The sequence below is a fragment of the Methylobacterium sp. DB0501 genome, assembly GCF_011043735.1.
Lineage (GTDB): Bacteria > Pseudomonadota > Alphaproteobacteria > Rhizobiales > Beijerinckiaceae > Methylobacterium > Methylobacterium alsaeris.
The window spans coordinates 94,898-116,730 of the sequence record NZ_JAAKGV010000021.1 but is presented as its reverse complement, the minus strand read 5'-3'; the positions used below and the strand labels follow the sequence as shown (position 1 = coordinate 116,730).

At 71.9% G+C, this 21,833-nt stretch carries 20 protein-coding genes; 11 read left to right on the top strand and 9 right to left on the bottom strand.

What is annotated here, in order from left to right:
- Positions 1 to 35 precede the first annotated feature (35 nt).
- Positions 36 to 1,565, top strand: a complete 1,530-nt coding sequence (locus G4G93_RS27035) for an ATP-binding cassette domain-containing protein (protein WP_246737030.1) — start codon at positions 36 to 38, stop codon at positions 1,563 to 1,565.
- A 104-nt stretch (positions 1,566 to 1,669) separates the two neighbouring features.
- Positions 1,670 to 1,921, top strand: coding sequence for a DUF6894 family protein (locus tag G4G93_RS27030; RefSeq protein WP_165088909.1), 252 nt, complete (start codon positions 1,670 to 1,672; stop codon positions 1,919 to 1,921).
- Positions 1,922 to 2,029: 108 nt separating this feature from the next.
- Here the strand turns inward: G4G93_RS27030 and G4G93_RS27025 are convergent, their stop codons facing one another.
- The 9 genes from G4G93_RS27025 to G4G93_RS26985 all read right to left on the bottom strand — a co-directional run bounded on the left by G4G93_RS27025 (position 2,030) and on the right by G4G93_RS26985 (position 12,309).
- Positions 2,030 to 4,018 carry a methyl-accepting chemotaxis protein gene (locus tag G4G93_RS27025; RefSeq protein ID WP_165088906.1) on the bottom strand — a complete coding sequence of 663 codons (1,989 nt, stop codon included), beginning with the start codon at positions 4,016 to 4,018 and terminating at the stop codon, positions 2,030 to 2,032.
- A gap of 199 nt (positions 4,019 to 4,217) precedes the next feature.
- Positions 4,218 to 5,585, bottom strand: coding sequence for a sigma-54 dependent transcriptional regulator (locus G4G93_RS27020; protein WP_165088904.1), 1,368 nt, complete (start codon positions 5,583 to 5,585; stop codon positions 4,218 to 4,220).
- Between the two features lie 46 nt (positions 5,586 to 5,631).
- Positions 5,632 to 5,982 (bottom strand): flagellar motor switch protein FliN, encoded by a 351-nt coding sequence (fliN, locus tag G4G93_RS27015; protein ID WP_165088901.1) that lies wholly within the window; start codon positions 5,980 to 5,982, stop codon positions 5,632 to 5,634.
- A gap of 100 nt (positions 5,983 to 6,082) precedes the next feature.
- Entirely contained in the window at positions 6,083 to 6,724 is a 642-nt protein-coding gene (locus G4G93_RS27010; protein ID WP_165088898.1) for a FliH/SctL family protein, read from the bottom strand.
- 61 nt (positions 6,725 to 6,785) lie between these two features.
- Positions 6,786 to 7,835, bottom strand: coding sequence for a flagellar motor switch protein FliG (gene fliG / locus G4G93_RS27005; RefSeq protein WP_165088896.1), 1,050 nt, complete (start codon positions 7,833 to 7,835; stop codon positions 6,786 to 6,788).
- A gap of 72 nt (positions 7,836 to 7,907) precedes the next feature.
- Positions 7,908 to 9,557, bottom strand: a complete 1,650-nt coding sequence (gene fliF / locus G4G93_RS27000) for a flagellar basal-body MS-ring/collar protein FliF (RefSeq protein ID WP_165089051.1) — start codon at positions 9,555 to 9,557, stop codon at positions 7,908 to 7,910.
- Positions 9,558 to 9,755: 198 nt separating this feature from the next.
- Entirely contained in the window at positions 9,756 to 10,031 is a 276-nt protein-coding gene (locus G4G93_RS26995; protein ID WP_048443591.1) for a DUF1153 domain-containing protein, read from the bottom strand.
- Positions 10,032 to 10,143: 112 nt separating this feature from the next.
- On the bottom strand, positions 10,144 to 10,821 hold the full coding sequence (locus G4G93_RS26990) for a flagellar hook assembly protein FlgD (RefSeq protein ID WP_165088893.1): 678 nt from the start codon (positions 10,819 to 10,821) through the stop codon (positions 10,144 to 10,146).
- A 42-nt stretch (positions 10,822 to 10,863) separates the two neighbouring features.
- The gene (locus tag G4G93_RS26985) at positions 10,864 to 12,309 is read right to left on the bottom strand and encodes a flagellar hook-length control protein FliK (RefSeq protein WP_165088890.1); all 1,446 of its coding nucleotides are present in this window, start codon (positions 12,307 to 12,309) and stop codon (positions 10,864 to 10,866) included.
- A gap of 282 nt (positions 12,310 to 12,591) precedes the next feature.
- Between G4G93_RS26985 and mnmA the strand changes: the two genes are divergently transcribed.
- The 9 genes from mnmA (at position 12,592) to G4G93_RS26940 (ending at position 21,709) form a co-directional block, all read left to right on the top strand.
- Entirely contained in the window at positions 12,592 to 13,740 is a 1,149-nt protein-coding gene (gene mnmA / locus G4G93_RS26980) for a tRNA 2-thiouridine(34) synthase MnmA (protein ID WP_165088887.1), read from the top strand.
- Positions 13,741 to 13,843: 103 nt separating this feature from the next.
- Positions 13,844 to 14,497 carry a class I SAM-dependent methyltransferase gene (locus tag G4G93_RS26975; RefSeq protein ID WP_165088885.1) on the top strand — a complete coding sequence of 218 codons (654 nt, stop codon included), beginning with the start codon at positions 13,844 to 13,846 and terminating at the stop codon, positions 14,495 to 14,497.
- Positions 14,494 to 15,327, top strand: coding sequence for a TVP38/TMEM64 family protein (locus tag G4G93_RS26970; protein WP_165088883.1), 834 nt, complete (start codon positions 14,494 to 14,496; stop codon positions 15,325 to 15,327). The genes G4G93_RS26975 and G4G93_RS26970 overlap by 4 nt, the downstream gene beginning before the upstream one ends.
- A 147-nt stretch (positions 15,328 to 15,474) precedes the next feature.
- Positions 15,475 to 16,911: a HAMP domain-containing sensor histidine kinase gene (locus G4G93_RS26965; RefSeq protein WP_165088881.1), complete on the top strand. Its 1,437-nt coding sequence runs from the start codon at positions 15,475 to 15,477 to the stop codon at positions 16,909 to 16,911.
- Positions 16,912 to 16,968: 57 nt separating this feature from the next.
- Positions 16,969 to 17,865, top strand: coding sequence for a LysR substrate-binding domain-containing protein (locus G4G93_RS26960; protein ID WP_165088879.1), 897 nt, complete (start codon positions 16,969 to 16,971; stop codon positions 17,863 to 17,865).
- A 310-nt stretch (positions 17,866 to 18,175) separates the two neighbouring features.
- Positions 18,176 to 18,925, top strand: a complete 750-nt coding sequence (locus tag G4G93_RS26955) for an SDR family NAD(P)-dependent oxidoreductase (protein ID WP_165088877.1) — start codon at positions 18,176 to 18,178, stop codon at positions 18,923 to 18,925.
- Between the two features lie 11 nt (positions 18,926 to 18,936).
- Positions 18,937 to 19,800 (top strand): transketolase, encoded by an 864-nt coding sequence (locus tag G4G93_RS26950; protein WP_165088875.1) that lies wholly within the window; start codon positions 18,937 to 18,939, stop codon positions 19,798 to 19,800.
- A complete protein-coding gene (locus tag G4G93_RS26945; protein WP_165088873.1) occupies positions 19,797 to 20,828 on the top strand; it encodes a transketolase family protein in 1,032 nt (343 codons plus the stop codon). Before G4G93_RS26950 ends, G4G93_RS26945 begins: the two co-directional genes overlap by 4 nt.
- Positions 20,819 to 21,709, top strand: a complete 891-nt coding sequence (locus G4G93_RS26940) for an NAD(P)-dependent oxidoreductase (RefSeq protein WP_165088871.1) — start codon at positions 20,819 to 20,821, stop codon at positions 21,707 to 21,709. Before G4G93_RS26945 ends, G4G93_RS26940 begins: the two co-directional genes overlap by 10 nt.
- Positions 21,710 to 21,833: the final 124 nt, after the last annotated feature.

Here is a 21,833-nt window from a genome sequence, read left to right as displayed (position 1 = left end):
CGCCCCTTCCCTGCTGTTCCACAAGGTCTGCGTTCATGAGTGCGGCCGGCCTCGCCCCCTCCACCGCCCCCCTGCCCGCCTCGCCCGGCCGCGTGCCCGAAGCCGGCCCGCCGCTCCTGGCGGTCGAGGGGCTGACCAAGCGCTACGGCGGCCTCGTCGCGGCCAAATCGATCGGCTTCACGGTGCGGGCCGGCGAGATCGTCGGGCTGATCGGGCCCAACGGCTCGGGCAAGTCGACGGTGATGAAGCTCATCATGGGGCTGGAGCGGCCGAATGCCGGCAGCATCCGGCTCGACGGCACCGAGATCGCCGGCTGGCCCTCGCACAAGGTGGCGCGGGCCGGCATCGGCCTCGTCTTCCAGCATTCGCGGCCGCTGCACCGGCAGACGGTGCTGGAGAACATCAAGCTCGCGCTGCTCCCCGACAGCCTGATCCGGCTCTTCGCCGATCCGGGCGTCGAGAAGCGCGCCCGCGCCATCGCCGAGCGGGTGGGTCTCGGGGCCGTGATGGACCGCCGCCCCGGCACCCTGCCCTTCGCGGATCTCCGCCGGATGGAACTCGCCAAGGCGATCGCCCGCGACCCCAAGGTGGTGCTGGTCGACGAGCCCTTCGCGGGCCTCACCTCCGGAGAGGTCGCGGATTTCTCCGCCCTGATCCGCGGCTTTCGCGACGAGGGCAAGGCGGTGCTCCTCGTCGACCACAACGTGAAGAGCGTGTCGGCCCTCGTCGACCGGGTCTTCGCGATGTATCTCGGCGAGCGCGTCGCCGAGGGGACGGCCGCCGAGGTGATGCGCAACGAGACCGTGCGCCGGGTCTATCTCGGCGGCAGCATCGAGACCGCGTCCCGGCCCGAGGCGAGCTTTTCCGGCGTTCCGCTCCTCAAGGTCGAGGGGCTCGACGTGCTCTACGGCAAGGCTCAGGCCCTGCGCCGGGTCGACCTCCACGTCCACGAGGGCGAGTTCGTCTCGGTGGTCGGCCTCAACGGCGCCGGCAAGACGACCCTGTTCAACGCCATCTCGGGCCTCGTCCCGCATTCCGGCCGGATCGGCTTCGCCGGGGAGTCGCTCGCGAAGCGCACGCCCGCGAGCATCGCGCGTCACGGCATCGTCCAGGTGCCGGAGACCCGCGAATTGTTCGGCGAGATGAGCGTGCGCGAAAACCTCGATCTCGGCGGCCAGCATCTGCCGAAAGCGGAGAGCGCGCGCCAGCTCGAATGGCTGTTCGAGCTCTTTCCGATCCTCAAGAGCCGCGGCGGCCAGATGGCCCGCACCCTGTCGGGAGGCGAGCAGCAGATGCTCACCATCGCCCGCGCCCTGATGATGAAGCCGCGCCTGCTGATCCTCGACGAGCCGACGCTGGGCCTCGCCCCGGTGATCCTGGAGCAGCTCTCGAAGGCGCTGGAGCGCCTGCGCCAGACCACGCCGATCACCGTGCTGCTGGGCGAGCAGAACGTCACCTTCGCGCTGCCCCATGCCGACCGGGTCTACGTGCTGGAGCATGCCCGCATCGTCTGGGAGGGCCCGCCCGACCGCTTCGCGGCGGAAGCCGGCACCGGCTACCTGTAGGGGGATCGCCGAAGGGATGAATCCGGGAACGCTTGACCCGGGTTAAGGCGGCCGGAGACCAGGGGCCGTAATCGTGCAGGACAGCCACCCCAGGAGAGAGCGGCATGTCCTGCTACTACTTCCATTTCCAGGTCGGCAGCCGGCTCATCCGGGACACCCGCGGCGTCGAGCTCGAGGAGCCGCGCGAGATCATCACGTGCTCTGCGCATATCGCCGGGCTCTTGAAGCGGCGCGCCTGCCGTGAGCCCGAGTGGAAGGAGGCGATCATCCACGTCGAGGACAAGGAGCGCCGCTTCAGCCTGTTCCTGCCGATCGCCCGGTTCGCCGAGGCGATCCCGAGGTTGCAGGCGCATTAGAGCCCGGCCCGATCGCGGTGCGATCGGGCCGGGCTCCGGGTCTTTTCGTGCCGCGTTTTCTGCGCCGAACCGGTCTCCACCTCGTCGGAAAGACGGTCGAGCCGGGCTCTACGCCGCCTTGATCTCCGCCACGAACCCGCCGATCTCACGCTGGAGCGTCGCGGCCTGATGGGCCAAGGCGCGGGCGGCGTGCAGCACCTGGTCGGCGGTGCCGCCGGTATGGTCGGCGCCGCGCTGAACCTCGTCGATATGGCCCGAGACCACCTGCGTGCTGTGGGCGGCGTGCTGGACGTTGCGGGCGATCTCGCCGGTGGCGGCGCTCTGGCGCTCCATCGCGTTGGCGACGCCGGTGGCGATGGCGTTCATGTCGCGGATCGTGCCGCCGATCGCCTCGATCGCCTGCACCGCCTGGGCGGTCTGGGCCTGGATGCTGCCGACCTGGCCGGCGATCTCGTCGGTGGCCCGGGCGGTGCGGGTGGCGAGGTCCTTGACCTCGGCGGCGACGACCGCGAAGCCGCGGCCCGCCTCGCCGGCCCGCGACGCCTCGATGGTGGCATTGAGCGCCAGCAGGTTGGTGCGGCCGGCAATGCTGGTGATGAGCTGGACCACGTCGCCGATCTGCTGCGCGCCCGCCGCCAGCGCCCGGATCGTCGCCTCGGTGCGCGCGGCCTCCGCGTCGGCCCGGCCGGCGATGACCGAGGAATGGGCGACCTGCTGCACGATCTCGCCGATGCTGGCGGAGAGCTCGTCCGTCGCGCTCGCGACGCTGCCGACATTGGCCGAGGTCTGGCTCGCCGCCTCGGCGACGCCCGCCGACAGGCTCGAGGCCTGCGCGGCCGACTGGGACATCGAATGGGCCGCCCCCTCCATCTCGCCCGCCGCCGCGGTCAGGGTGGCGATCAGCGCCGAGACCTTGCCCTCGAAGCCCCGGGTCAGCGCCTCGAGGTGGCGCGCCCGATCGACCTTCGCGTCGGTGTCGCGGCGCTGCACCGCGTCGCGCTGCTCGGATTCGATCAGCCCGTCGCGGAACAGCGCGACGGTACGGGCCATCGCGCCGATCTCGTCGGCCCGCTCGGTCCCCGGCACCGCGATCGACCGGGCGCCGCTGCCGAGCGCCGCCATGGCGCCGGACAGGCGCTGCAGCGGCTTGGTGATCGATCCGGCGAGCCAGAGCGAGATCAGGATCCCCAGGATCACGATGCCCAGGGCCTTGATGAGGAAGCTCGTCGTGCCGTGCGCGACGCTGCGGGCGAAATCCTCCTCGGCCGCGAGGCCCTCGCGGGTCGCCCCCGCCAGCAGCGATTCGGAGGCCTTCATCGATTCGTCCCGGGCGACCCGGGACGCTTTCAGGTGCTTCCCCCACTCGGCCGCGAGGCCCGTGGCCCGCTCGAGCGCCCCGCGCCAGGCGATCAGCTTCGCGGCGAGGTCGGGATTGCCCTGCAGCTTCCCTTGCGCCGCCGCTGCCGAGACGCCCGCGGCGGCCAGGTGCTTGGCGTCTCCCGTCGTCTTGAACGGAGCGAGCTGGTCGCGGGCGGCCTGGAACGCCTCGGCGGAGCCGTTCAGCATCCGGGCCTGGTCGAGGTCCCCGGCCTCGAAGGCCCGGATGCGCCGCTGCGACAGGCCCGCGGCGATCTGGTCGCCGGCCTGGTCGACATCGCGGTCCTGGAGCGCCAGCTCCTCCCCCTTGATCCGGGCCAGGGCGGTGTACTCGTCGCCGTAGGTCTGCAGGGCTTTGGCGATCCTGTCGCTGAGCGCGAGCTCGTCGGCCGAGAGCCCGACGGTGGCGCTGCGCTCGATCAGGCCGAGGGCCTTCCCGAGATGCTCCCGCGCGACCTTGAGCGCCGCGGGGTCGAAGCGCTGGAGCCAGCGGCTCAATTCGAACCGGGTCTGCATCATGGCCATGTCGACGGAGCGGACGTGCTCGGTCTTGGCGCGGTTCTGCTGGTACTCGGCGAAATCCGTGCTGACCTGCGTCACGAGCACGTAGCCCGAGATCGCCACGCCGACGGTGGTCGCCAGCACGACGCCGAAGCCCGCGACGATTCTCGCCTTGATGGACAGACGCGCCAGGCGCCCGCCCTTGATCCACGTCCGCATCGGTTCCGCCCGTCTGTCCAAGGCTCGTTCTCCGGCCGATGATGAATGGTTTCCGCTAAGGCACGATTAAAATGAGCGCTTTTTTATCCTGGCGCGCGAAACCGAATAGAGATGAAATTCCTAACGGCGGACGGCGGACGGCGGACGGCGGACGGCGGACGGCGGACGGCGGCGGAAGGGGTGTGCGGGTTCCCCGGCCTCAGCCGTAGGCCGCCAGCGCCCGGGTATGGCCGGGCTCGGCCACCGGGATGCCGGCGCCGGTATACTCGTTGAGCTTGTTGCGCAGGGTGCGGATCGAGATGCCGAGGATCTTGGCGGCGTGGGTGCGGTTGCCGAGGCAGTGGTCGAGGGTGTCGAGGATCAGGTCGCGCTCGACATCGGCCAGCGAACGGCCGACGAAGCTGCGTGTCACCGCCTCGGCGACCTGGACCGCCCGGGCGACGGCGCCGGCGGCTCCCGTCGTCAGGGCGTCGCCCTCCGGCGAGCGGATCGCGTCGGCGTCGATCTCCGGCCCGCTCGCCAGCAGCACCGCCCGGTGCAGGGTATTCTCCAGTTCGCGCACGTTGCCGGGCCACAGGCTCTGGGTCACGAGGTGCCGCGCCTCGGCCGAGAGGGGCCGGACGGCGAGGCCGTTCGCCTCGGCGTATTTGCGGGCGAAGTGGCCGGCGAGTTCGAGGACGTCGGCCGGGCGGTCGCGCAACGGCGGCAGGCGCAGGTTCACGACGTTGAGGCGGTAGAGCAGGTCCTCGCGGAAGGTGCCCTTGCGCGCTTCCTCGGCGAGGTTGCGGTTCGAGGTGGCGAGCACCCGGATGTCGACCTTCACCGGCTGGGTGCCGCCGACCCGGTCGATGACCCGCTCCTGCAGCGCCCGCAGCAGCTTGGCCTGGAGCCGGACATCCATCTCGGAGATCTCGTCGAGGAGCAGCGTGCCGCCGTTGGCCTCCTCGAACCGGCCGATGCGCCGGGCGACGGCCCCGGTGAAGGCGCCCTTCTCGTGGCCGAACAGCTCGGATTCGAGCAGCGCGTCGGGGATTGCCGCGCAATTCACGCTGACGAAGGGCTTCGAGGCCCGGTTGGAGCGGGCATGGACGTGGCGCGCCAGCACCTCCTTGCCGGTGCCGCTCTCGCCGGTGATCAGCACCGAGGCGTCGGAGCGCGCCACCTGCTCGGCGAGCTTGACCACGCGCTCCATTGCGGGATCGCGCCATACGAAGGCCCGGGCATCCGCCACCACCGCCTCGAGCACCGCCGCGATCAGCTCGGGGTCGGGCGGCAGCGGGATGTATTCCTTGGCCCCGGCCTGGATCGCCGCCACCGCGGCCTTGGCGTCGGTGCCGGTGCCGCAGGCGACCACGGGGGTGCGGATGCGCTCGTCGCCGAGCGCCGCCACCAGTGTGCGGATCGACAGCGACACGTCGACCATCACGAGGTCGGCGCCCTTGACCCGCAGCACGGCGAGGCCCTGCTCGATCCCGTCGGCCTGGGTCACGGCGGCGCCGCGGCTCATCGCGATCCGGGAGGCGGTGACGAGTTCGCCGTTCAGGCGTCCGATGATCAAGAGCCGCATGGCGGGCACTCCGTGGCGTCAGGCATTTTCTACGGTGGCGGGACGGTCAGCCGTCTGCCTTGACGATCTCGGTCATCGTCACGCCGAGGCGCTCCTCCACCAGCACCACCTCGCCGCGGGCGACGAGGCGGTTGTTGACGAAGATGTCGATCGCCTCGCCGACCTTGCGGTCGAGCTCCAGCACCGTGCCGGGGCCGAGGCGGAGCAGGTCGCCGATCGGCATCCGCGACGAGCCGAGCACCGCCGAGACCATCACGGGGACGTCGAAGACCTGCTCCAGGTCGGCCGCCGACTTGGCGGCGACCGGCGCGTCGCGCATCCCGCCGACCGCCGCGGTGTCGAAGGCGAGGTCGGCCTCGCTGAGCTGGGGCAGGCCGAGATCGTTGTCGGAGGTCATCGGGGCACCTTTGAAAGCACGAACACGTCGCAAGAGGCTCGGGATGGGGGTCGAACGTGTGACCAGGGTCGAACTTGGAACCGGGATCGGGGACTTGGGGTCAGACGGGGGCCAGGGCGGAGAGCACCGCGGCCTCGATCGCCGCGCGATCGCGCACCACGCCGCCGTCGGCCCATTCGATCCGGGCATCGCCCGCCGCCAGGCCGGGATCGCCCAGCACGATCAACCGGCCCTCGTAGCCGCGCTCGCGGGCGAGCCGGGCCACCTGGCGCTCGGTCTCGTCGACGAGGGCGTCGTGCACCCGGATCGCCAGGTGCGGTACGCCGCGCAGGTGCTGCAGCGCCCGGCCCGCGGCTTCCGCGATCGCCGCCACCGGCTGGCTGTCGAGGGCCGCACCCGCGATCTTGCGCCCGAGCGTCACGGCGAAGTCGAGAGCCTGGGCCTCGCGCTCGGCGTCGTGGGCATCCGCCGCGCCGATCATGCCGGCCGCCGCCGCGGCGACCCGGTTGAGGGCGTCGGCGAGGCGCGCCTGGACCTGGGCCTCGGCCTGGGCGCGGCCCTCCTGCAGGCCGCGGGCATAGGCCTCCGCCTCGATCGCGGCCCGCTCGGCCGCCTGCGCGGCGGATGCCGCCTCGGCCCGGGCCTGCGCCTCCGCTTCGGGGCCGCCGGCCTCTTCCCGCGGAGGCTTGCCGTCGGGATGACGGAAATCGGTGTCGAACAGGAAGCGCCGGATCTGCGCCATCAGGCGGCTCCCCGAAGAGCAGGTTGCGGCAGGGCGGGCTGGGTGCTGGCGGCCTTGCGCATCAATAGACCAGCTCCTCTTCGGCGCTGTTCTTGGCGATCATGATCTCGCCCTTCTCGGCCAGGTCCTTGGCAAGGTCGGTCATCTTCGACTGGGCCTCGTCGACCTCCTTGAGGCGGATCGGCCCGAGCGAGCCCATCTCGTCCTGCATGTTCTTGGCCGCCCGGCTCGACATGTTGGCGAAGAAGAACGCCCGGACCGGGTCGGAGGCGCCCTTGAGCGCCCGGGCCAGCACGTCGCGGTCGACGCTGCGCATCAGGGTCTGGACGCTGCCGGCGTCCAGCTTCATCAGGTCGTCGAAGGTGAACATCAGCTGGCGGATCTTCTTCGCCGAGCCGCGGTTGGCCTGGTCGAGGGCGGCGAGGAACCGGATCTCGGTCTGGCGGTCGAAGGCGTTGAACACGTCGGCGAGCAGCTCGTGGGCGTCGCGCCGCGTGGTCTGGGCGATGGTCGAGACGAACTCCACCCGCAGGATCTCCTCGATGTGGCGCAGGGCCTCCTTCTGCACCGTTTCCATCCGCAGCATGCGGTTGAGGACGTCGATGGCGAAATCCTCCGGCAGGATCGTCAGCACACGGGCGGCGTAGTCCGAGCGCACCCGCGACAGGATCACCGCGACGGTCTGCGGGTATTCGTTGCGCAGGAACGAGGCCAGGATCTCGGGGTCGATCTGGGTCAGGCTGGCCCAGACCCGGCGGCCCGAGGCGCCCTTCACCTCGGCCATGATCACCGCGACCTGCTCGGGCGGGAAGATCTTGAGCAGCAGCGACTCGGTGCGCTCGAAGCTCGAGGTGATGCCGCCGCTCGCCGAGAGCCGCGACACGAAGTCGATGATGAGGTGCTCGACCACCTCGGCCTCGAGCGAGCCGAGCTGCACCATGGCGTGCGAGACCTTCTTGATCTCCTCCTCTTCCAGCATCCGCCAGATCGGGGCGCCGTCCTCCTCGCCCAGCAGCAGCAGGAGCGCGGCGGCGCGCTGCGTGCCGGGCATCTCGGCGAAGCCCGCGGCTCCGGCGTTGGGGCGGGCGAGCGGCATCGGGGTCGCGGCCATGACGTCAGCTCATCCTGGGGGCGAAAAGCGCGGGTGGAAGCGTGCGGGAGGCGGAGCCCTGCGGCCGGGGCGTCAGCGGTCGTTGATCCAGGTGCGCAGCACCTCGACCGTCTCGGCCGGGTTGGTCTTCACGATGTCGACGACGCGCTCGATCGTCTTGGCCTGGACCTTGCCGTTGATCTTGGCGAACTCGACGATGCGGCCGGCCTGGCTCTCCGGCAAGGCGATCTCGGCGCCGGGCGCCCCTCCCGGTCTCGCCGTGGCGCCCTCCACCGCCAGCACCAGGCCGGGCTCGCCGTTGATGATCGAGACCGAGGCCAGGGTCGGCACGTCGGCGGTCACGACCCGGGCGACCAGCGGGCGCACCACGGTCATCAGCACCACGAGGCCGAGGAGAAAGAGCACCGTCATCTCGGCGACGCGCAGCACGTCCTCCTTGGTCGGCTGCAGGAGGGAGGCGAGGAGGCCCGGCTCCTGCATCTCCGGCACCGCCGGGGTCTCGGCGAAGCGCAGGTTCACCACCTCGATCTGGTCGCCCCGGGCCTTGTCGTAGCCGACCGCGGTGCGCACGAGCGCGGTGATCCGCTCCAGCTCCGCCGCCGGCCGCGGCGCATAGGCCGCCTTGCCGTCCGGCCCGGCCGCGTAGGTGCCGTCGATCAGCACCGCCACCGACAGGCGCCGGATCTTTCCGGCCTCGTTCACCTCGGTGCGGGTGACCCGGGAGATCTCGTAGTTCGTGGTCTCCTCGTTCTTGTTCGAGGCCTCGCGCGGGCCCTGGTTCTGCTGGCCCTGGTTGGCGCCGGGCAGTTCGTTGCCGACGGTGACGCCGTTCTCGGCGCTCTGCGACTGCGAGCTCTCGGTCCGGGTCTGGGTCGAGCGCACCACCCGGCTCTCGGGGTCGAAGGTCTCCGACCGGCTCTCGACCCGGTTGGCGTCGAGCTCCGCCGTGACCTGGACCCGGGCCCTGCCCTGCCCGACGATGCCGGCGACGATCTCCTCGACCTGGTTGCGCAGGCGCCGCTCCATGCCGGTCTGGCGCTCCTCGAGGCCGATCCCGGCCTGGTCCTCGGCCCCGCGGGCGCCGTCGGCGAGGAGCCGCCCGCGCTCGTCGACGATCGAGATGCGCTCGGGCTTCAGGCCCTCGACCGCCGAGGCGACGAGGTGGCGCACCGCCCGGACCTGGCCCGGATCGAGCTCGCCGGCGAGCCGCACCACGATCGCGGCGCTCGGCGCCTCGCGATCGCGGGAAAACAGCCGCTTCTCGGGCAGGACGAGGTGGACGCGCGCCGCCTGCACCCGGCCGATCGCCCGGATCGAGCGGGCGAGCTCGCCTTCGAGCGCCCGCAGGTGGTTGACGTTCTGGACGAAGCTCGTCGACGAGAAGGCGTCGCCCTTGTCGAAGATCTCGTAGCCGACGCCGCCGGCGCTCGGCAGGCCCTTCGACGCGAGGTCCATGCGCAGCCGGGCGAGGTCGGCCCGGGGCGCCAGCACGGTCTGGCCGGCATCGCCCTTGGTCTCGTAGCGGATGCCGCGGGTCTCGAGGTCGCGCACCACCGCCCCGGCATCCTGCACCGACAGGTCGGTGTAGAGCACGCCCATCTCGGGGCGGGACACCCGCAGGATGACGAAGGCGAAGAAACCGATGAGCGCGAGGGTCACGGCGCCCATCGCGGCGAGCCGCGCGGGCCCGAGTTTGGTCACCAGATCGAGGACCGGCTTCACGACGTCACGCACCCGCCAACCGGAGCCCCATCGGCTCCCGGAGGCAAAAATTGCCCAGTCGTGGTTATGACTTGGTTAACGGCGCGGAAAACGGATGCGCGCAGGTCCGGGACACTCCGGCGGCCGGACGCGCCGCGAGGGGTGTCCCGGACCTGCGGTCCGGGTGCCGGTGGCGGCGCGTCGACGCGCCGGTCCCGCCTATTGCCGGTAGTGCTGGATCCGCGTCGTGCGCAGCCCGGCGAGGCCGTGCTGCTCGATCGAGTACTGCCAGCTCAGGAACTCCTCGGTGGTCAGCGTATAACGCTGACACGCCTCCTCGAGGCTCAGGAGCCCGCCGCGCACGGCGGCGACCACCTCGGCCTTGCGCCGGATCACCCATCGGCGTGTATCGGTCGGCGGAAGGTCCGCGATGGTCAGCGGACTTCCGTCTGGCCCGATGACGTACTTCACCCTCGGGCGATGCGGTTCGGTCATGATACGCTCTACACTCGACTGACCTGTCGAGATCGACGCTAGGCAGCCGCGCTTAAGATTGCTTGAATCATTTCCCTCGCATGTGATTCGTAATCCACAGCAATCCACCGAATCAGTTGCTGCCGGTCCCACCGATCGCCTCGACGCTGCTGAGGGCCACGGTGCGGTCGCCGATGGTCAGGACCGGCTCGGCGCCGGTGACGTCCACGCTGGTGATCGCCCCGGTGATCTTGGTGTCGACGGCGACGCTGGCCCCGGTGGCGTCGAGGGCCTGGACCTTCAGGGTGTACTTGCCCTCGGCGGCGAGCTGGCCGGTCGAGGCGCGCCCGTCCCAGGCGAAGCTCTGCTTGCCGGCGGCCAGCGCCTTGGTCTGGGTTGCGACGACGTTGCCCTTGGCGTCGGTGATCGTCAGCACCGCCTTGGTGGCGGCCCGGGCCGGGTCGAGCGTCCAGGTCGCGCTGCCCTCGGTGAGCGAGGTCGTCGCCCCGTCCGCCGTCACGGTCTTGCCGATCAGGCCCGAGGCGGTCGCCGCGGCCGAGGCCTTGCTGGCGGTGATCAGGCTGCCGAGCTGGTCGTTGGTCTTGAGCTGCTGCTCGACCGAGGCGAACTGCACCAGCTGCTGGGTGAACTGGTTGGTGTCGAGGGGATCGAGAGGGTTCTGGTTCTGCAGCTGCGTCGTCAGCAGGGTCAGGAACTGGTTGAAGTTCCCGGCGATCGTGCTGGCGTCGCCCGCGGCCTTGGCGCCGGTCGGGTTGGAGAGGCTGGTCAGGCTGCTGATGCCGGCACTCATCGGGACCTCGCGGGTTCGGTCGTCATCGGGGCTGTCCCTTCGCTAGATTCTGAGATCGAGGCCGAGGCGCCGGCCGAGGTCGCGCAGGGGCGGCAGCGCGCTCGTCGCCTCCGCCTCGCCGGGCGCGGCCCGTCCTTGCCCTTGCCCCTGCGGACGGCCGGCCTGGTCGCGCTGCGGCGCGTTCCCGCCGTCGCCCTGGAGGGAGAAGCTGAGCCCGGCCTCGCCGGGATTGAGCCCTGCCTGGGACAGGGCCTGCTGCAGGCTGCCGGCGTCGCGCTGGAGCAGCGCCAGGGTCTCGGGCCGCTCGACCACCAGGTGAGCCTTCACGGCGCCGTGCTGCCGGTCGATGTCGAGGCGCACGTCGATGCGGCCGAGCTCGTAGGGGTCGAGGCGGATCTCGAAGCGGTTCGATCCGGCGAGCGCCCGCATCCCGATGGTGATCGGCACCGCGCTCAAGCTCGACGGCACCGGGACCGCCGGGCGGGCCTCCGCCGTGGCCGGCGCCGCGGGAGCGGCGTCGGTGCCCTTGGTCTGCGTGGCCGGTGCCGGGGCCGGTGCCGGGGCCGGGGCCGGGGCCGCGAGGGCCTCGGAGACGGCCCCCTCCCGCGGCTCGTCCCGGCGTCCGGCGGCACGGGCTGCCATCTCCGCCGGCAGCCCGGCCGGCGCGACCGCGGCCTGCGGGTCGCCTCCGCTCGCCTCCGCCCGGCCCGGAACGCCGGCCGCCGGGTCGGTTGCCGCCGCCCGGCCCGGAACACCGGCGACCGCCGGATCGGTCGCCGCCGCGCCGGGCGTCGCCGACGGGGCAGGAGCATTCGGGGCCGGTGCGATCAGGAGCGACAGGATCGAGGGAGACGGAATCGAGGCCGGGGCGGCACCGGAGGCATCCGCCTCCTCGCCTTCGCCCTCGCCCTCGGTCTCGTCGCCCTCCGCGGTCTCGCCGGACGCCGCTGCGGCCGTGCGAACCGCCTCCGCCTGCGCCGTAACCGCAGCTCCGGCGGGCGCCTTCGCGCCGACCGCGGATGTGCGCGCCTCCGCCCCGCCGGCTTCCATCGATCGCGCGTCGTCGTCCCGGGCGGCCTCCCGCGCATCCGTCGGGCTCTCGACGATCTTGCCCTCGGCGGCCGAGTCCTGCACGGCCGAGTCTTGCACGGCCGAGTCCTGCGCAGCCCCGTCGCCGCGCCCCGCCGACGCCTTCGCGCCGTCGTCCGTGCGCGCCCGATTCCCGCGGGACGCGATGGTGCGGGACTCGCTGGTGCGGGATTCGGGTCCGGATTCCGCCTCGCCGGCCTTCGTCCGGTCCGCCTCGGCCGCCGGCCTCTCGGGGCGCTGGCGCGCCGTCGCCTCGTCCACCGGCCGCTGGGGCGTGCGGCTGGGGGGCGCGGCGTCGCGGTCGGCCGGGCGGAACGGCTCGTGCGCGACGATCCTCGCCGGCCTGGCCGGCTCGCGCCCCGCCACCCGTCCTCCCTCACCCGTTCCGCTGATCCGCATCGGCGACCTCCTGCTCCCGGGAGAGCAAGCCGCCTGCCAGTCCGATCGTACCGTCAAACCATTGACGGGACACTGCGATTTCCGGAGGGGCATCGGCGGCCGGCGATCGCCCGGTCGGAATCTGCCGGGCCCCCGTCAGGAACCCGGCAAGAACTTCCCGGTCGAGGTTCCCACCGCCCGGCGCCGGCCCGCCCTGGCAGAATGCCGGTCGGATCGCTATAGACTCCCTCGTGCGCGCCGGGAGAACGCCCCGGGAGCGCGTCGAGACACTCTCACACGGTCATGAACTCGCTCGATCTGCAAAAGGCCCCGGAGGACACCCGCGTCGTCGTGGCGATGTCCGGGGGCGTCGATTCCTCCGTCGTCGCCGCGCTCCTGAAGCGCGAGGGCTACGACGTGGTCGGGATCACGCTGCAGCTCTACGATCACGGCGCGGCCACCCATCGCCGCGGCGCCTGCTGCGCCGGCCAGGACATCCACGACGCCCGCCGCGCCGCGGAGACCATCGGCATCCCGCACTACGTCCTGGACTACGAGGACCGGTTCCGCGAGGCGGTGATCGACCGCTTCGCCGACAGCTACCTCCAGGGCGAGACGCCGATCCCGTGCGTCGAGTGCAACCGCTCGATCAAGTTCCGCGACCTGCTCACCACCGCCCAGGATCTCGGCGCCGACGTGCTGGCGACGGGCCACTACGTCGCGAGCCGCGCGCTGCCGGGCGGCGGCCGGGCGCTCCACCGCGCCCTCGATCCGGCCCGGGACCAGAGCTACTTCCTGTACGCGACCACCGCCGAGCAGCTCGACATCCTGCGCTTCCCCCTCGGCGAGCGACCGAAGGACGAGACCCGCGCGCTGGCCAAGGCCTTCGGTCTGTCGGTCGCCGACAAGCCCGACAGCCAGGACATCTGCTTCGTGCCGCAGGGGCGCTACCAGGACGTGATCGCACGGCTTCGCCCCGACGCGGTGCGCCCGGGCGAGATCGTCCACCTCGACGGGCGGCACCTCGGCCGTCACGACGGCATCATCGGCTTCACGGTCGGCCAGCGCCGCGGCCTCAACGTCGCGGCGGGCGAGCCGCTCTACGTCGTGCGCCTCGAGCCCGGCGAGGCCCGGGTGGTGGTCGGCCCGCGCGAGGCGCTGGCGACCTCGGTCATCCGCCTCGCCGACCCGAACTGGCTCGGCGACACCGCCCTGGAGGCGGCCCGCGACCTGCCCGTCGCGGTGCGGGTGCGCTCGACCCGCGAGCCCCGCCCCGCGCTCCTGTCGTGGAACCCCGCCACCCGATCCGCCGAGATCACCCTGGCGACCCCCGAGGACGGGGTGTCGCCGGGCCAGGCCTGCGTCATCTACGCCGATGACGGGCCTCGCGCCCGGGTGCTGGGCGGCGGCACCATCCGGCGGGTCGAGGCCGACAGCCTGGCCGCGGCCTGACGACGACCGGTGGATACGATTTCCGAAGCTTTCTTCCGGAAATCGTCGCACAGACGCGCGCGTTGACGCCCGCGAGACGAATGACCTCGGAGACGATACCGACATGCTGAGCGAGCCGCGAGAGGCGGGGCCCACCACCGCCTTGATGCGCAAGGCCTACGCGCGCTGGGCGCCGGTCTACGACGTGGTCTACGACAAGCTCACCGAGCCGGCGGCGCGGGACGCGGTCGAGGCGGCGCTCGTCGGCGGGCGGCGCATCCTGGAGGCCGGTGTCGGCACCGGCCTGTCCCTGGGCTACTACCCCAAGGATTCCGAGGTCTACGGCGTCGACCTGTCCGAGGACATGCTCCGCCGCGCCAACCGCAAGGTGGCCCGGCGCGGCCTCTCCCACGTCAAGGGCCTCCAGGTGATGGATGTCTGCCGCCTCGGCTATGCGGATGCGAGCTTCGACGCGGTGGTGGCGCAGTTCCTCATCACCCTGGTGCCGGACCCCGAGGGCGCCCTCGACGAGTTCCTGCGGGTGGTGCGGCCCGGCGGCATGATCGTGCTCGCCAATCATTTCGGCCAGGATCGCGGCACCGTGGCCAAGGTCGAGGAGATCGTGGCACCGCTCTGCGAGAAGATCGGCTGGAGCTCGGCCTTCAAGGCCGCCCGGATCGAGGCCTGGGCGAAGAGCCGCGGCGTGACCTTCCTGGGCGTGCGGCCGACCTTCCCGGGCGGCTTCTTCAAGATCCTGCGCATGCAGAAGGCCGGGTGAGCACGCTGACCCGGCCCGGCGCGCCCCCCGACGACACCACCCCGCCGCCGGATCCGGGGCCTCAGGCCGTGGCGGTCCCGGCCTGGCGCGGCTGGCTGCGGGTGCTGCCGCTGCTCGCGCTGGTGGCCCTGTCCCTCGGCCTCCTGTTCGGCGGCATCACCCGCTGGTTCTCCGTCGACCAGCTGCTCGCCTCCCGGGCCTATGCCAAGGCCTGGGTCGCGGACGGCTTCTGGCGCGCCTATGCCTGCGCCTATCTCGCCTATGTCGGCACCGTGATCGTGTCGCTGCCGGTCTCGGTGGTGATGACGACCCTGTGCGGCTTCCTGTTCGGGCCGGTCTTCGGCGCCCTGGTGTCGATCGCGGCCGCGACCACCGGCGCCGTCATCGTATTCTCGATCGGCCGCACCGCGGCGGGCGGGGTGCTGCTGCGCCGCGCCGGCTCGCGGCTCGGGCGCCTCGCGGAGGGGTTCCGCCGCGACGCCTTCTCGTACGTAATGGTGCTGCGGCTGCTGCCGGTCTTCCCGTTCTGGATGACCAACCTGGCGCCGGCGATCTTCGGCGTGCGCCTGCGGACCTTCGCGCTGGCCACGCTCATCGGCATCAGCCCCGGCGCCTTCATCTACGCCTCGGCGGGTGACGGGGTCGAGACCGTGGTCGCCGCCCACCAAGCGGCGAAAGAGGCGTGCATGGTCGCCGGCGGCCTCGCCTGCGACGCCGCCCTGTCGCTGCGCGCCGTCGTCACGCCGCAGCTCATCGCCACGCTGCTCGGCCTCGGGGCCCTGGCGCTGCTGCCGGTCGCCTGGCGGCGCTGGCGGGGCAAGCCGGGCTGACATCCGCGGCTCGGCCTTGTCGGTCGTGCGCAATTTCTTGGCTGGCGACTGGATTTTCGGCAATCCGCGAATAGCTTCCGGCTGAACCCCCGCCCGCGGCGGGGGCGGTCGTGCTAGTGTCGTCGGGCGAGCGAGGGCGTCGAGACCGTGCAGTGGGGCGAGGACGTGGCGAGGCAGGGTGGGATCCGGCGCCTCGCCGGACGCGTCGGGCTGTCCGGCCGCCTGCTGCTGCTGACGATCGTCTTCGTCCTCATCGCCGAGGTGCTGATCTACGTCCCCGGCCTCGCGAGCTTCCGGCGCTCCTGGCTCTCCGACCGGGTCGCCGCCGCCCAGGTCGCCGCCCTGGTGCTCGACGCCGCGCCCCAGCAACGGGTCTCCGACGACCTCGCCCGGCGTCTCCTGATGGGCGTCGGCGCCCAGGCCATCGCCCTCAAGGCAGGCGGGGCGCGCCGCCTCCTCAACCTCACGCCGATGCCGCCGGAAGTGTCCGAGACCGTCGACCTGCGCGAGGCCGGCTGGTTCGACAGCATCGGCGGCGCCTGGCGCACCCTGACGCAGACCAACCCCCTGCCCCTGCGGGTGGTCGGCCATGGCATGGACGGGGTCGATTTCGTCGAGCTGGTCCTCGATCCCGCCCCCTTGCGGAGCGCGATGATCGCCTTCTCGCGCCGGATCCTGCTCGCCTCGCTGGCGATTTCCGGCATCACCGCCGGCCTCGTCTTCCTGGTGCTGCAGCTCTCGATCGTGCGGCCGGTGCGGCGGCTGGCCCGCAACATCGCGACCTTCGCGGACGACCCGGAGGACCTGTCGCGGCGGATCAATCCGTCCTGGCGCAGCGACGAGATCGGCGCGGCCGAGACCGCGCTCGCCCATATGGAGACCATCCTCTCGGACGAGCTGCGCCAGAAGCGGCGCCTGGCCGATCTCGGCCTGTCGGTGAGCAAGATCAACCACGAGTTGCGAAACCTCCTTACCACCGCGCAACTCCTCGTCGACCGGCTCGAGCACGTCGCCGATCCGGGGGTGCAGCGCGTCGCCCCGCGCCTCGTCGCGACGCTCGGCCGGGCGATCCGCTACTGCGAGGGGACGCTCGCCTATGGCCGCGCCGCCGAGCGGGCGCCCGAGCGGCGGGTGATGCCGCTGCGGCCGATCCTGCGCGACGCCCTCGACCTCGCCGGGCTGGCGCCCGGCGCCGCCGTCACCATCGAGGACCGCACGCCGGAGGGGCTGAGCGTCGACGCCGATCCCGACCAGCTGTCGCGGGTGCTGGTCAACCTCGTGCGCAACGCCGTCCAGGCGATCGGCCTCGCCGGCGCCAGCGAGGGCGCGCCGCTCGTCGCGATCGAGGCCGAGCGGACCGGCGCCGCCGTCACGATCCTCGTCGCCGACAACGGTCCCGGCCTGCCGGAGCGGGCCCGGGCCCACCTGTTCGAGGCGTTCCAGGGCTCCGGCCGCTCCGGCGGCACGGGGCTCGGCCTCGCCATCGCGGCCGAGCTGGTGCGGCTCAACGGCGGCACGTTGAGCCTCGACGACACCCCCAGCGGGGCACGGTTCCGGATCACCCTGACGGACCGGGAAGGATGAGCCGGGAGACGGCGGAGCCGGTTGCCAAGCCGCCGGCCCGCACCGCATCGTGGCGTGATGTCCCTGCGTGTCCCCCTCTCCGCCGTGCGCTCCTTCGAGGCGGCGGCGCGCCGCCGGTCCTTCAAGGATGCGGCGGCGGAGCTGAACCTGACCGCGAGCGCCGTCAGCCACGCCATCCGCAAGATGGAGGCGGCGCTCGGCGTCACCCTGTTCGAGCGCCAGGGCCAGGGCGTGGTGCCGACCGCCGCCGGCGAGGCGCTGCTGGACCACGTGAGCCGCGCCTTCGACGAGCTGCATCGCGGCCTCGACCTCGTGGCGGCGCGCGGCCCGCAGCTCCTGCGCCTGCACTGCGCGCCGAGCCTCGCGGCGCAATGGCTGACGCCGCGCCTCGCCCGCTTCCTCACCGCCCATCCGGGGTTCGAGGTGCGGCTCGCCGCCGGCATGGACTATGCCCGCTTCGTCAGCGACGAGTTCGACGCCGACATCGTCTACGGCCCGCCCCGGGGCGAGGGCCTGGTGACGGTGCCGCTCTGCACCGAGACGGTGACCCCGCTCTGCGACCCCGCGCGGGCCGCCCGCATCCGCGCACCGCACGATCTCCTCGACCAGGTGCTGATCCAGAGCGACAACAAGCAGGTGCGCTGGCCGCTCTGGTTCGCCCGCAACGGCCTGCCGGCGCCGCGGCCCCTCGGCGTCCGCTTCGACCGCAGCTTCCTCGCCATCCTGGCCGCGGCCGACGGGCTCGGCGTGGCGCTCGAATCGACCTTGCTGGCGGAACGCGAGATCGCCAGCGGCCGCCTCGTCGCACCGTTGCGCGGGCTGGCGCAGGACATCACCTACGTCGGCCATCACCTCGTCTATCCGGCGACGACGCGGCGACGGGCGCCGTTGCGGGTCTTCGCGCGCTGGCTGGCGCAGGAGATGCGCATCGTGCTGCCGGAGGATCTGGCGTGAGCCGACCGTCGCGGCGACGAAGCGAAAGGCACCCGCGCGGACGACACTCCGACATCCCGGGTTCCGCTGCGCGGCCCCGGGATGACGCGGAGGGTGAAAGCGGCGCGAGCGGGAGCAGCTCGCCGTCGGCCGGCGCCAGATGAATCCCATTCACCTCCCCGTGCAATTTGCGCGTTTGCCCCGTCCCCTCGCCCCGGGCACTCTGCGGTCAACGAAACGAGGGAGGCACCGTCGAGGACGGGCGGCGACGGGGGCGTGAGGCCCCGGCCGGCAAGCACTCCCTCGTGCCCGACAAGCCAGGGAGGACGACATGCTGCTGACCGACAAGGTGTGCCTGATCACCGGTGCTGCATCGTTGCGGGGCATCGGCCGCGCCACCGCGAAGCTCTTCGCCGGCCACGGCGCCAAGGTGGTGATCCTCGATCTCGATGCCGGCCAGGCCGAGGAGGCCGCCCGCGCGATCGGCGAGGGCCATCTGGGTCTCGCCTGCAACGTCACCGACAAGGCCGCCTGCCTGGCCGCCGCCGACGAGGTGGTGTCGCGGTTCGGTCGCATCGACGTGCTGATCAACAATGCCGGCATCACCCAGCCGCTGAAGTTCATGGAGATCGAGCCCGGCAATTACGACGCGGTGCTCGACGTGAACCTGCGCGGCACGCTCTACATGAGCCAGGCGGTGGTGCCGCAGATGCGCCGGCAGAAATCGGGCTCGATCGTCTGCATGTCGTCGGTCTCGGCGCAGCGCGGCGGCGGCATCTTCGGCGGACCGCATTACAGCGCGGCCAAGGGCGGCGTGCTGTCCTTAAGCAAGGCGATGGCCCGCGAGCTCGGCCCCGACACGGTGCGGGTCAACAGCATCACCCCCGGCCTGATCCAGACCGACATCACCGGCGGCAAGCTCACCGACGAGCTGAAGATCGAGATCGCCAAGGGCATCCCGCTCGGCCGCCTCGGCGTCGCCGACGACGTGGCCAATGCCTGCCTGTTCCTGGCCTCCGACCTCTCCTCCTACATCACCGGCGCCGTCATCGACGTGAACGGCGGCATGCTGATCCATTGAGCGAGGCGACCATGCCCCCGATCGAGAAGGCCCCGGCAGGACTTGGGCAGAACAGCCCGTCGCTGGCCGAGCGCGCCTACCGCATCCGCCGCAACGCCCTGCTGATGGGCGAGGTCCAGGGCCAGGGCTACATCGCCCAGGCCCTCGGCATCGCCGACGTGCTGGCGGTGTCGTACTTCCACGCCATGCGCTACCGGCCGGACGATCCCGAATGGGAGGGGCGCGACCGCTTCCTCCTCTCGATCGGCCACTACGCCATCGCGCTCTACGCAGCCCTCCTCGAAGCCGGAATCCTGCCCGAGGACGAGCTGACGAGCTACGGCGCCGACGACAGCCGCCTGCCGATGTCCGGCATGGCCGCCTACACCCCCGGCATGGAGATCACCGGCGGCTCGCTGGGCCACGGCCTCGGGCTCGCGGTCGGCTTCTGCCTCGGCCTGAAGCGCAAGAGGTCGGATTCGTTCGTCTATTGCCTGATCTCCGACGGCGAGCTCGGCGAGGGCTCGATCTGGGAGGGCGCCTGGTCGGCGAGCCACTGGAAGCTCGACAACCTGATCGTCCTCGTCGACGTCAACAACCAGCAGGCCGACGGCCCGGCCTCGCAGGTCACCGGCTTCGAGCCCGCGGCCTCGCGCTTCGAGGCCTTCGGCTGGCACGTCCAGCGGGTCGACGGCAACGACATCGACGCCCTGGTCCAGGCCTTCGACGCGGCCCGGGCCTGCACCGAGCCGAAGCCCCGCATCATCATCTGCGACACCACGATGGCGAAGGGCATCCCCTTCCTGGAGGCGCGCGAGCGCAACCACTTCCTGCGGGTGGAGCCGCAGGAATGGCAGGACGCCCTGAAGATCCTGGATGCCGGGAGGCCCGCATGAGACGCTCGAAATACACGCGCCCGGCCTGGCTCTCCGAGGCCAATACGGGTGAGCGCCTGACCACCTCGGCGATGATCGCCTCGCTCGCCGGGCCCGACCAGCGCACCGCGCCGGCCCCGTTCGGCCACGCGCTCGCCAAGCTCGCCGAGGAACGCCCGGAGATCGTCGGGCTCACCGCCGATCTCGGCAAGTACACCGACCTGCACATCTTCGCGAAGACACACCCCGGGCGCTTCTACCAGATGGGCATGGCCGAGCAGCTGCTCATCAGCGCCGCCGCCGGCATGGCGCGGGAGGGCTTCCAGCCCTTCGCCACCACCTACGCGGTGTTCGCGGCGCGGCGCGCCTACGATTTCATCTGCATGGCGATCGCGGAGGAGAACCTCGACGTCAAGATCGTCTGCGCGCTGCCCGGCCTCACCACCGGCTACGGCCCGAGCCACCAGGCGACGGAGGACATCGCGATCTTCCGCGGCCTGCCCAACATGACCATCCTCGACCCCTGCGACGCGCACGAGATCGCCCAGGCGGTGCCGGCCATCGCCGATCACAAGGGGCCGGTCTACATGCGGCTCCTGCGCGGCAACGTGCCTCTGGTGCTCGACGAATACGGCTACACGTTCGAACTCGGCAAGGCCAAGACCATCCGGGACGGCAACGACGTCCTGATCATCTCGACCGGCCTGATGACCATGCGGGCCCTCGAAGCGGCGGAGGCCTTGCGCGCGGACGCGGTCGACGTCGCGGTGCTGCACGTGCCGACGATCAAGCCGCTCGACACGCAGACCATCCTGCGCGAGGCCGGCAAGGGCGGGCGCCTGGTGGTGGTGGCCGAGAACCACACGGTCGTGGGCGGCTTGGGCGAGGCGGTGGCGGGGCTGCTGATGCGCTCCGGCACGATCCCGAAGGCCTTCCGGCAGGTCGGCCTGCCGGACGAGTTCCTGGATGCCGGCGCCCTGCCGACCCTCCACGACCGCTACGGCATCTCGACGAACGCCATGGTGCGGAGCATCCGCGAATGGCTGTGAGCGCCGTGTCTCCCGTCGCATTCGTGGGCTTGGGCTCGATGGGCCTGCCGATGGCCCGCAACCTCGTGCGCCACGGCTTTCCCGTCCGCGGCTTCGACCTGCGGCCCGAGGGGCGGGCCGCCTTCGCGAGCGCCGGCGGCCAACCCGCCGAGACCGTCGCGGCAGCGGCCGACGGTGCCGGGGCGCTGGTGCTGATGGTGGTCAATGCCGATCAGGCGGAGGCCATCCTGTTCGGCGAGGGCGCCCTGGAGCGACTGGCCCCGGACGCGACCATCGTCCTGATGGCCACCTGCCCGCCGGCTTCCGTGGCGGCTCTGGCCAAGCGGGTCACCGCCGCCGGCCGGGCCTTCGTCGATGCCCCCGTCTCCGGCGGGGTCGTCGGCGCCGAGGCCGGCACCCTCACCATCATGGCGGCGGCCCCCGCCGCGGTGATCGCCGAGGTGCGGCCGCTCTTGGAGGCCATGGGCGACAAGGTGTTCCATGTCGGGCCCGAGCCCGGCCAGGGCGCCACCATGAAGGCGGTCAACCAGCTTCTCTGCGGGGTGAACCTGGCGGCGGCGGCGGAGGCCCTGTCGCTGGCGGCCAAGGTCGGCATCGACGGCGCGACGGCGCTCGAGATCGTCTCGGGCTCCTCGGCGTCGAGCTGGATGCTGCGCGACCGCGGTCCGCGGATGCTGGAGGAGGCCCCGCGGGTCACCAGCGCCGTCGACATCTTCGTCAAGGATCTCGGCATCGTGCTGGAGGCCGGGCGCAGCGAGAAGGCGGCGTTGCCGCTGGCGGCCCTGGCGCATCAGCTCTTCCTGGCGGCGTCGGGCCGTGGGGCCGGGGCCGAGGACGACAGCCAGGTGATCGGGTCCTACCGGGCCCTCAACGGCAAGTAATGCAAGCACATGGGTCGGGCGCATCCCCTCTCCCCGCCCGCGGGGAAGGGGGAGACCCGCGCCTTATCCCGAATCCTGCGGCTCGGCCGCAGGCGAATTCACCGTGTCCAGAGACCGGCCCAAC

Excerpts from the sequence above, each read along its gene's own strand:
- G4G93_RS27035 (WP_246737030.1), top strand. The coding sequence starts at position 36 with ATGAGTGCGGCCGGCCTCGCCCCCTCCACCGCCCCCCTGCCCGCCTCG.
- G4G93_RS27030 (WP_165088909.1), top strand. The coding sequence starts at position 1,670 with ATGTCCTGCTACTACTTCCATTTCCAGGTCGGCAGCCGGCTCATCCGG.
- G4G93_RS27025 (WP_165088906.1), bottom strand. The coding sequence starts at position 4,018 with ATGCGGACGTGGATCAAGGGCGGGCGCCTGGCGCGTCTGTCCATCAAG.
- G4G93_RS27020 (WP_165088904.1), bottom strand. The coding sequence starts at position 5,585 with ATGCGGCTCTTGATCATCGGACGCCTGAACGGCGAACTCGTCACCGCC.
- fliN (WP_165088901.1), bottom strand. The coding sequence starts at position 5,982 with ATGACCTCCGACAACGATCTCGGCCTGCCCCAGCTCAGCGAGGCCGAC.
- G4G93_RS27010 (WP_165088898.1), bottom strand. The coding sequence starts at position 6,724 with ATGGCGCAGATCCGGCGCTTCCTGTTCGACACCGATTTCCGTCATCCC.
- fliG (WP_165088896.1), bottom strand. The coding sequence starts at position 7,835 with ATGGCCGCGACCCCGATGCCGCTCGCCCGCCCCAACGCCGGAGCCGCG.
- G4G93_RS26995 (WP_048443591.1), bottom strand. The coding sequence starts at position 10,031 with ATGACCGAACCGCATCGCCCGAGGGTGAAGTACGTCATCGGGCCAGAC.
- G4G93_RS26990 (WP_165088893.1), bottom strand. The coding sequence starts at position 10,821 with ATGAGTGCCGGCATCAGCAGCCTGACCAGCCTCTCCAACCCGACCGGC.
- G4G93_RS26985 (WP_165088890.1), bottom strand. The coding sequence starts at position 12,309 with ATGCGGATCAGCGGAACGGGTGAGGGAGGACGGGTGGCGGGGCGCGAG.
- mnmA (WP_165088887.1), top strand. The coding sequence starts at position 12,592 with ATGAACTCGCTCGATCTGCAAAAGGCCCCGGAGGACACCCGCGTCGTC.
- G4G93_RS26975 (WP_165088885.1), top strand. The coding sequence starts at position 13,844 with ATGCTGAGCGAGCCGCGAGAGGCGGGGCCCACCACCGCCTTGATGCGC.
- G4G93_RS26960 (WP_165088879.1), top strand. The coding sequence starts at position 16,969 with ATGTCCCTGCGTGTCCCCCTCTCCGCCGTGCGCTCCTTCGAGGCGGCG.
- G4G93_RS26955 (WP_165088877.1), top strand. The coding sequence starts at position 18,176 with ATGCTGCTGACCGACAAGGTGTGCCTGATCACCGGTGCTGCATCGTTG.
- G4G93_RS26950 (WP_165088875.1), top strand. The coding sequence starts at position 18,937 with ATGCCCCCGATCGAGAAGGCCCCGGCAGGACTTGGGCAGAACAGCCCG.
- G4G93_RS26945 (WP_165088873.1), top strand. The coding sequence starts at position 19,797 with ATGAGACGCTCGAAATACACGCGCCCGGCCTGGCTCTCCGAGGCCAAT.
- G4G93_RS26940 (WP_165088871.1), top strand. The coding sequence starts at position 20,819 with ATGGCTGTGAGCGCCGTGTCTCCCGTCGCATTCGTGGGCTTGGGCTCG.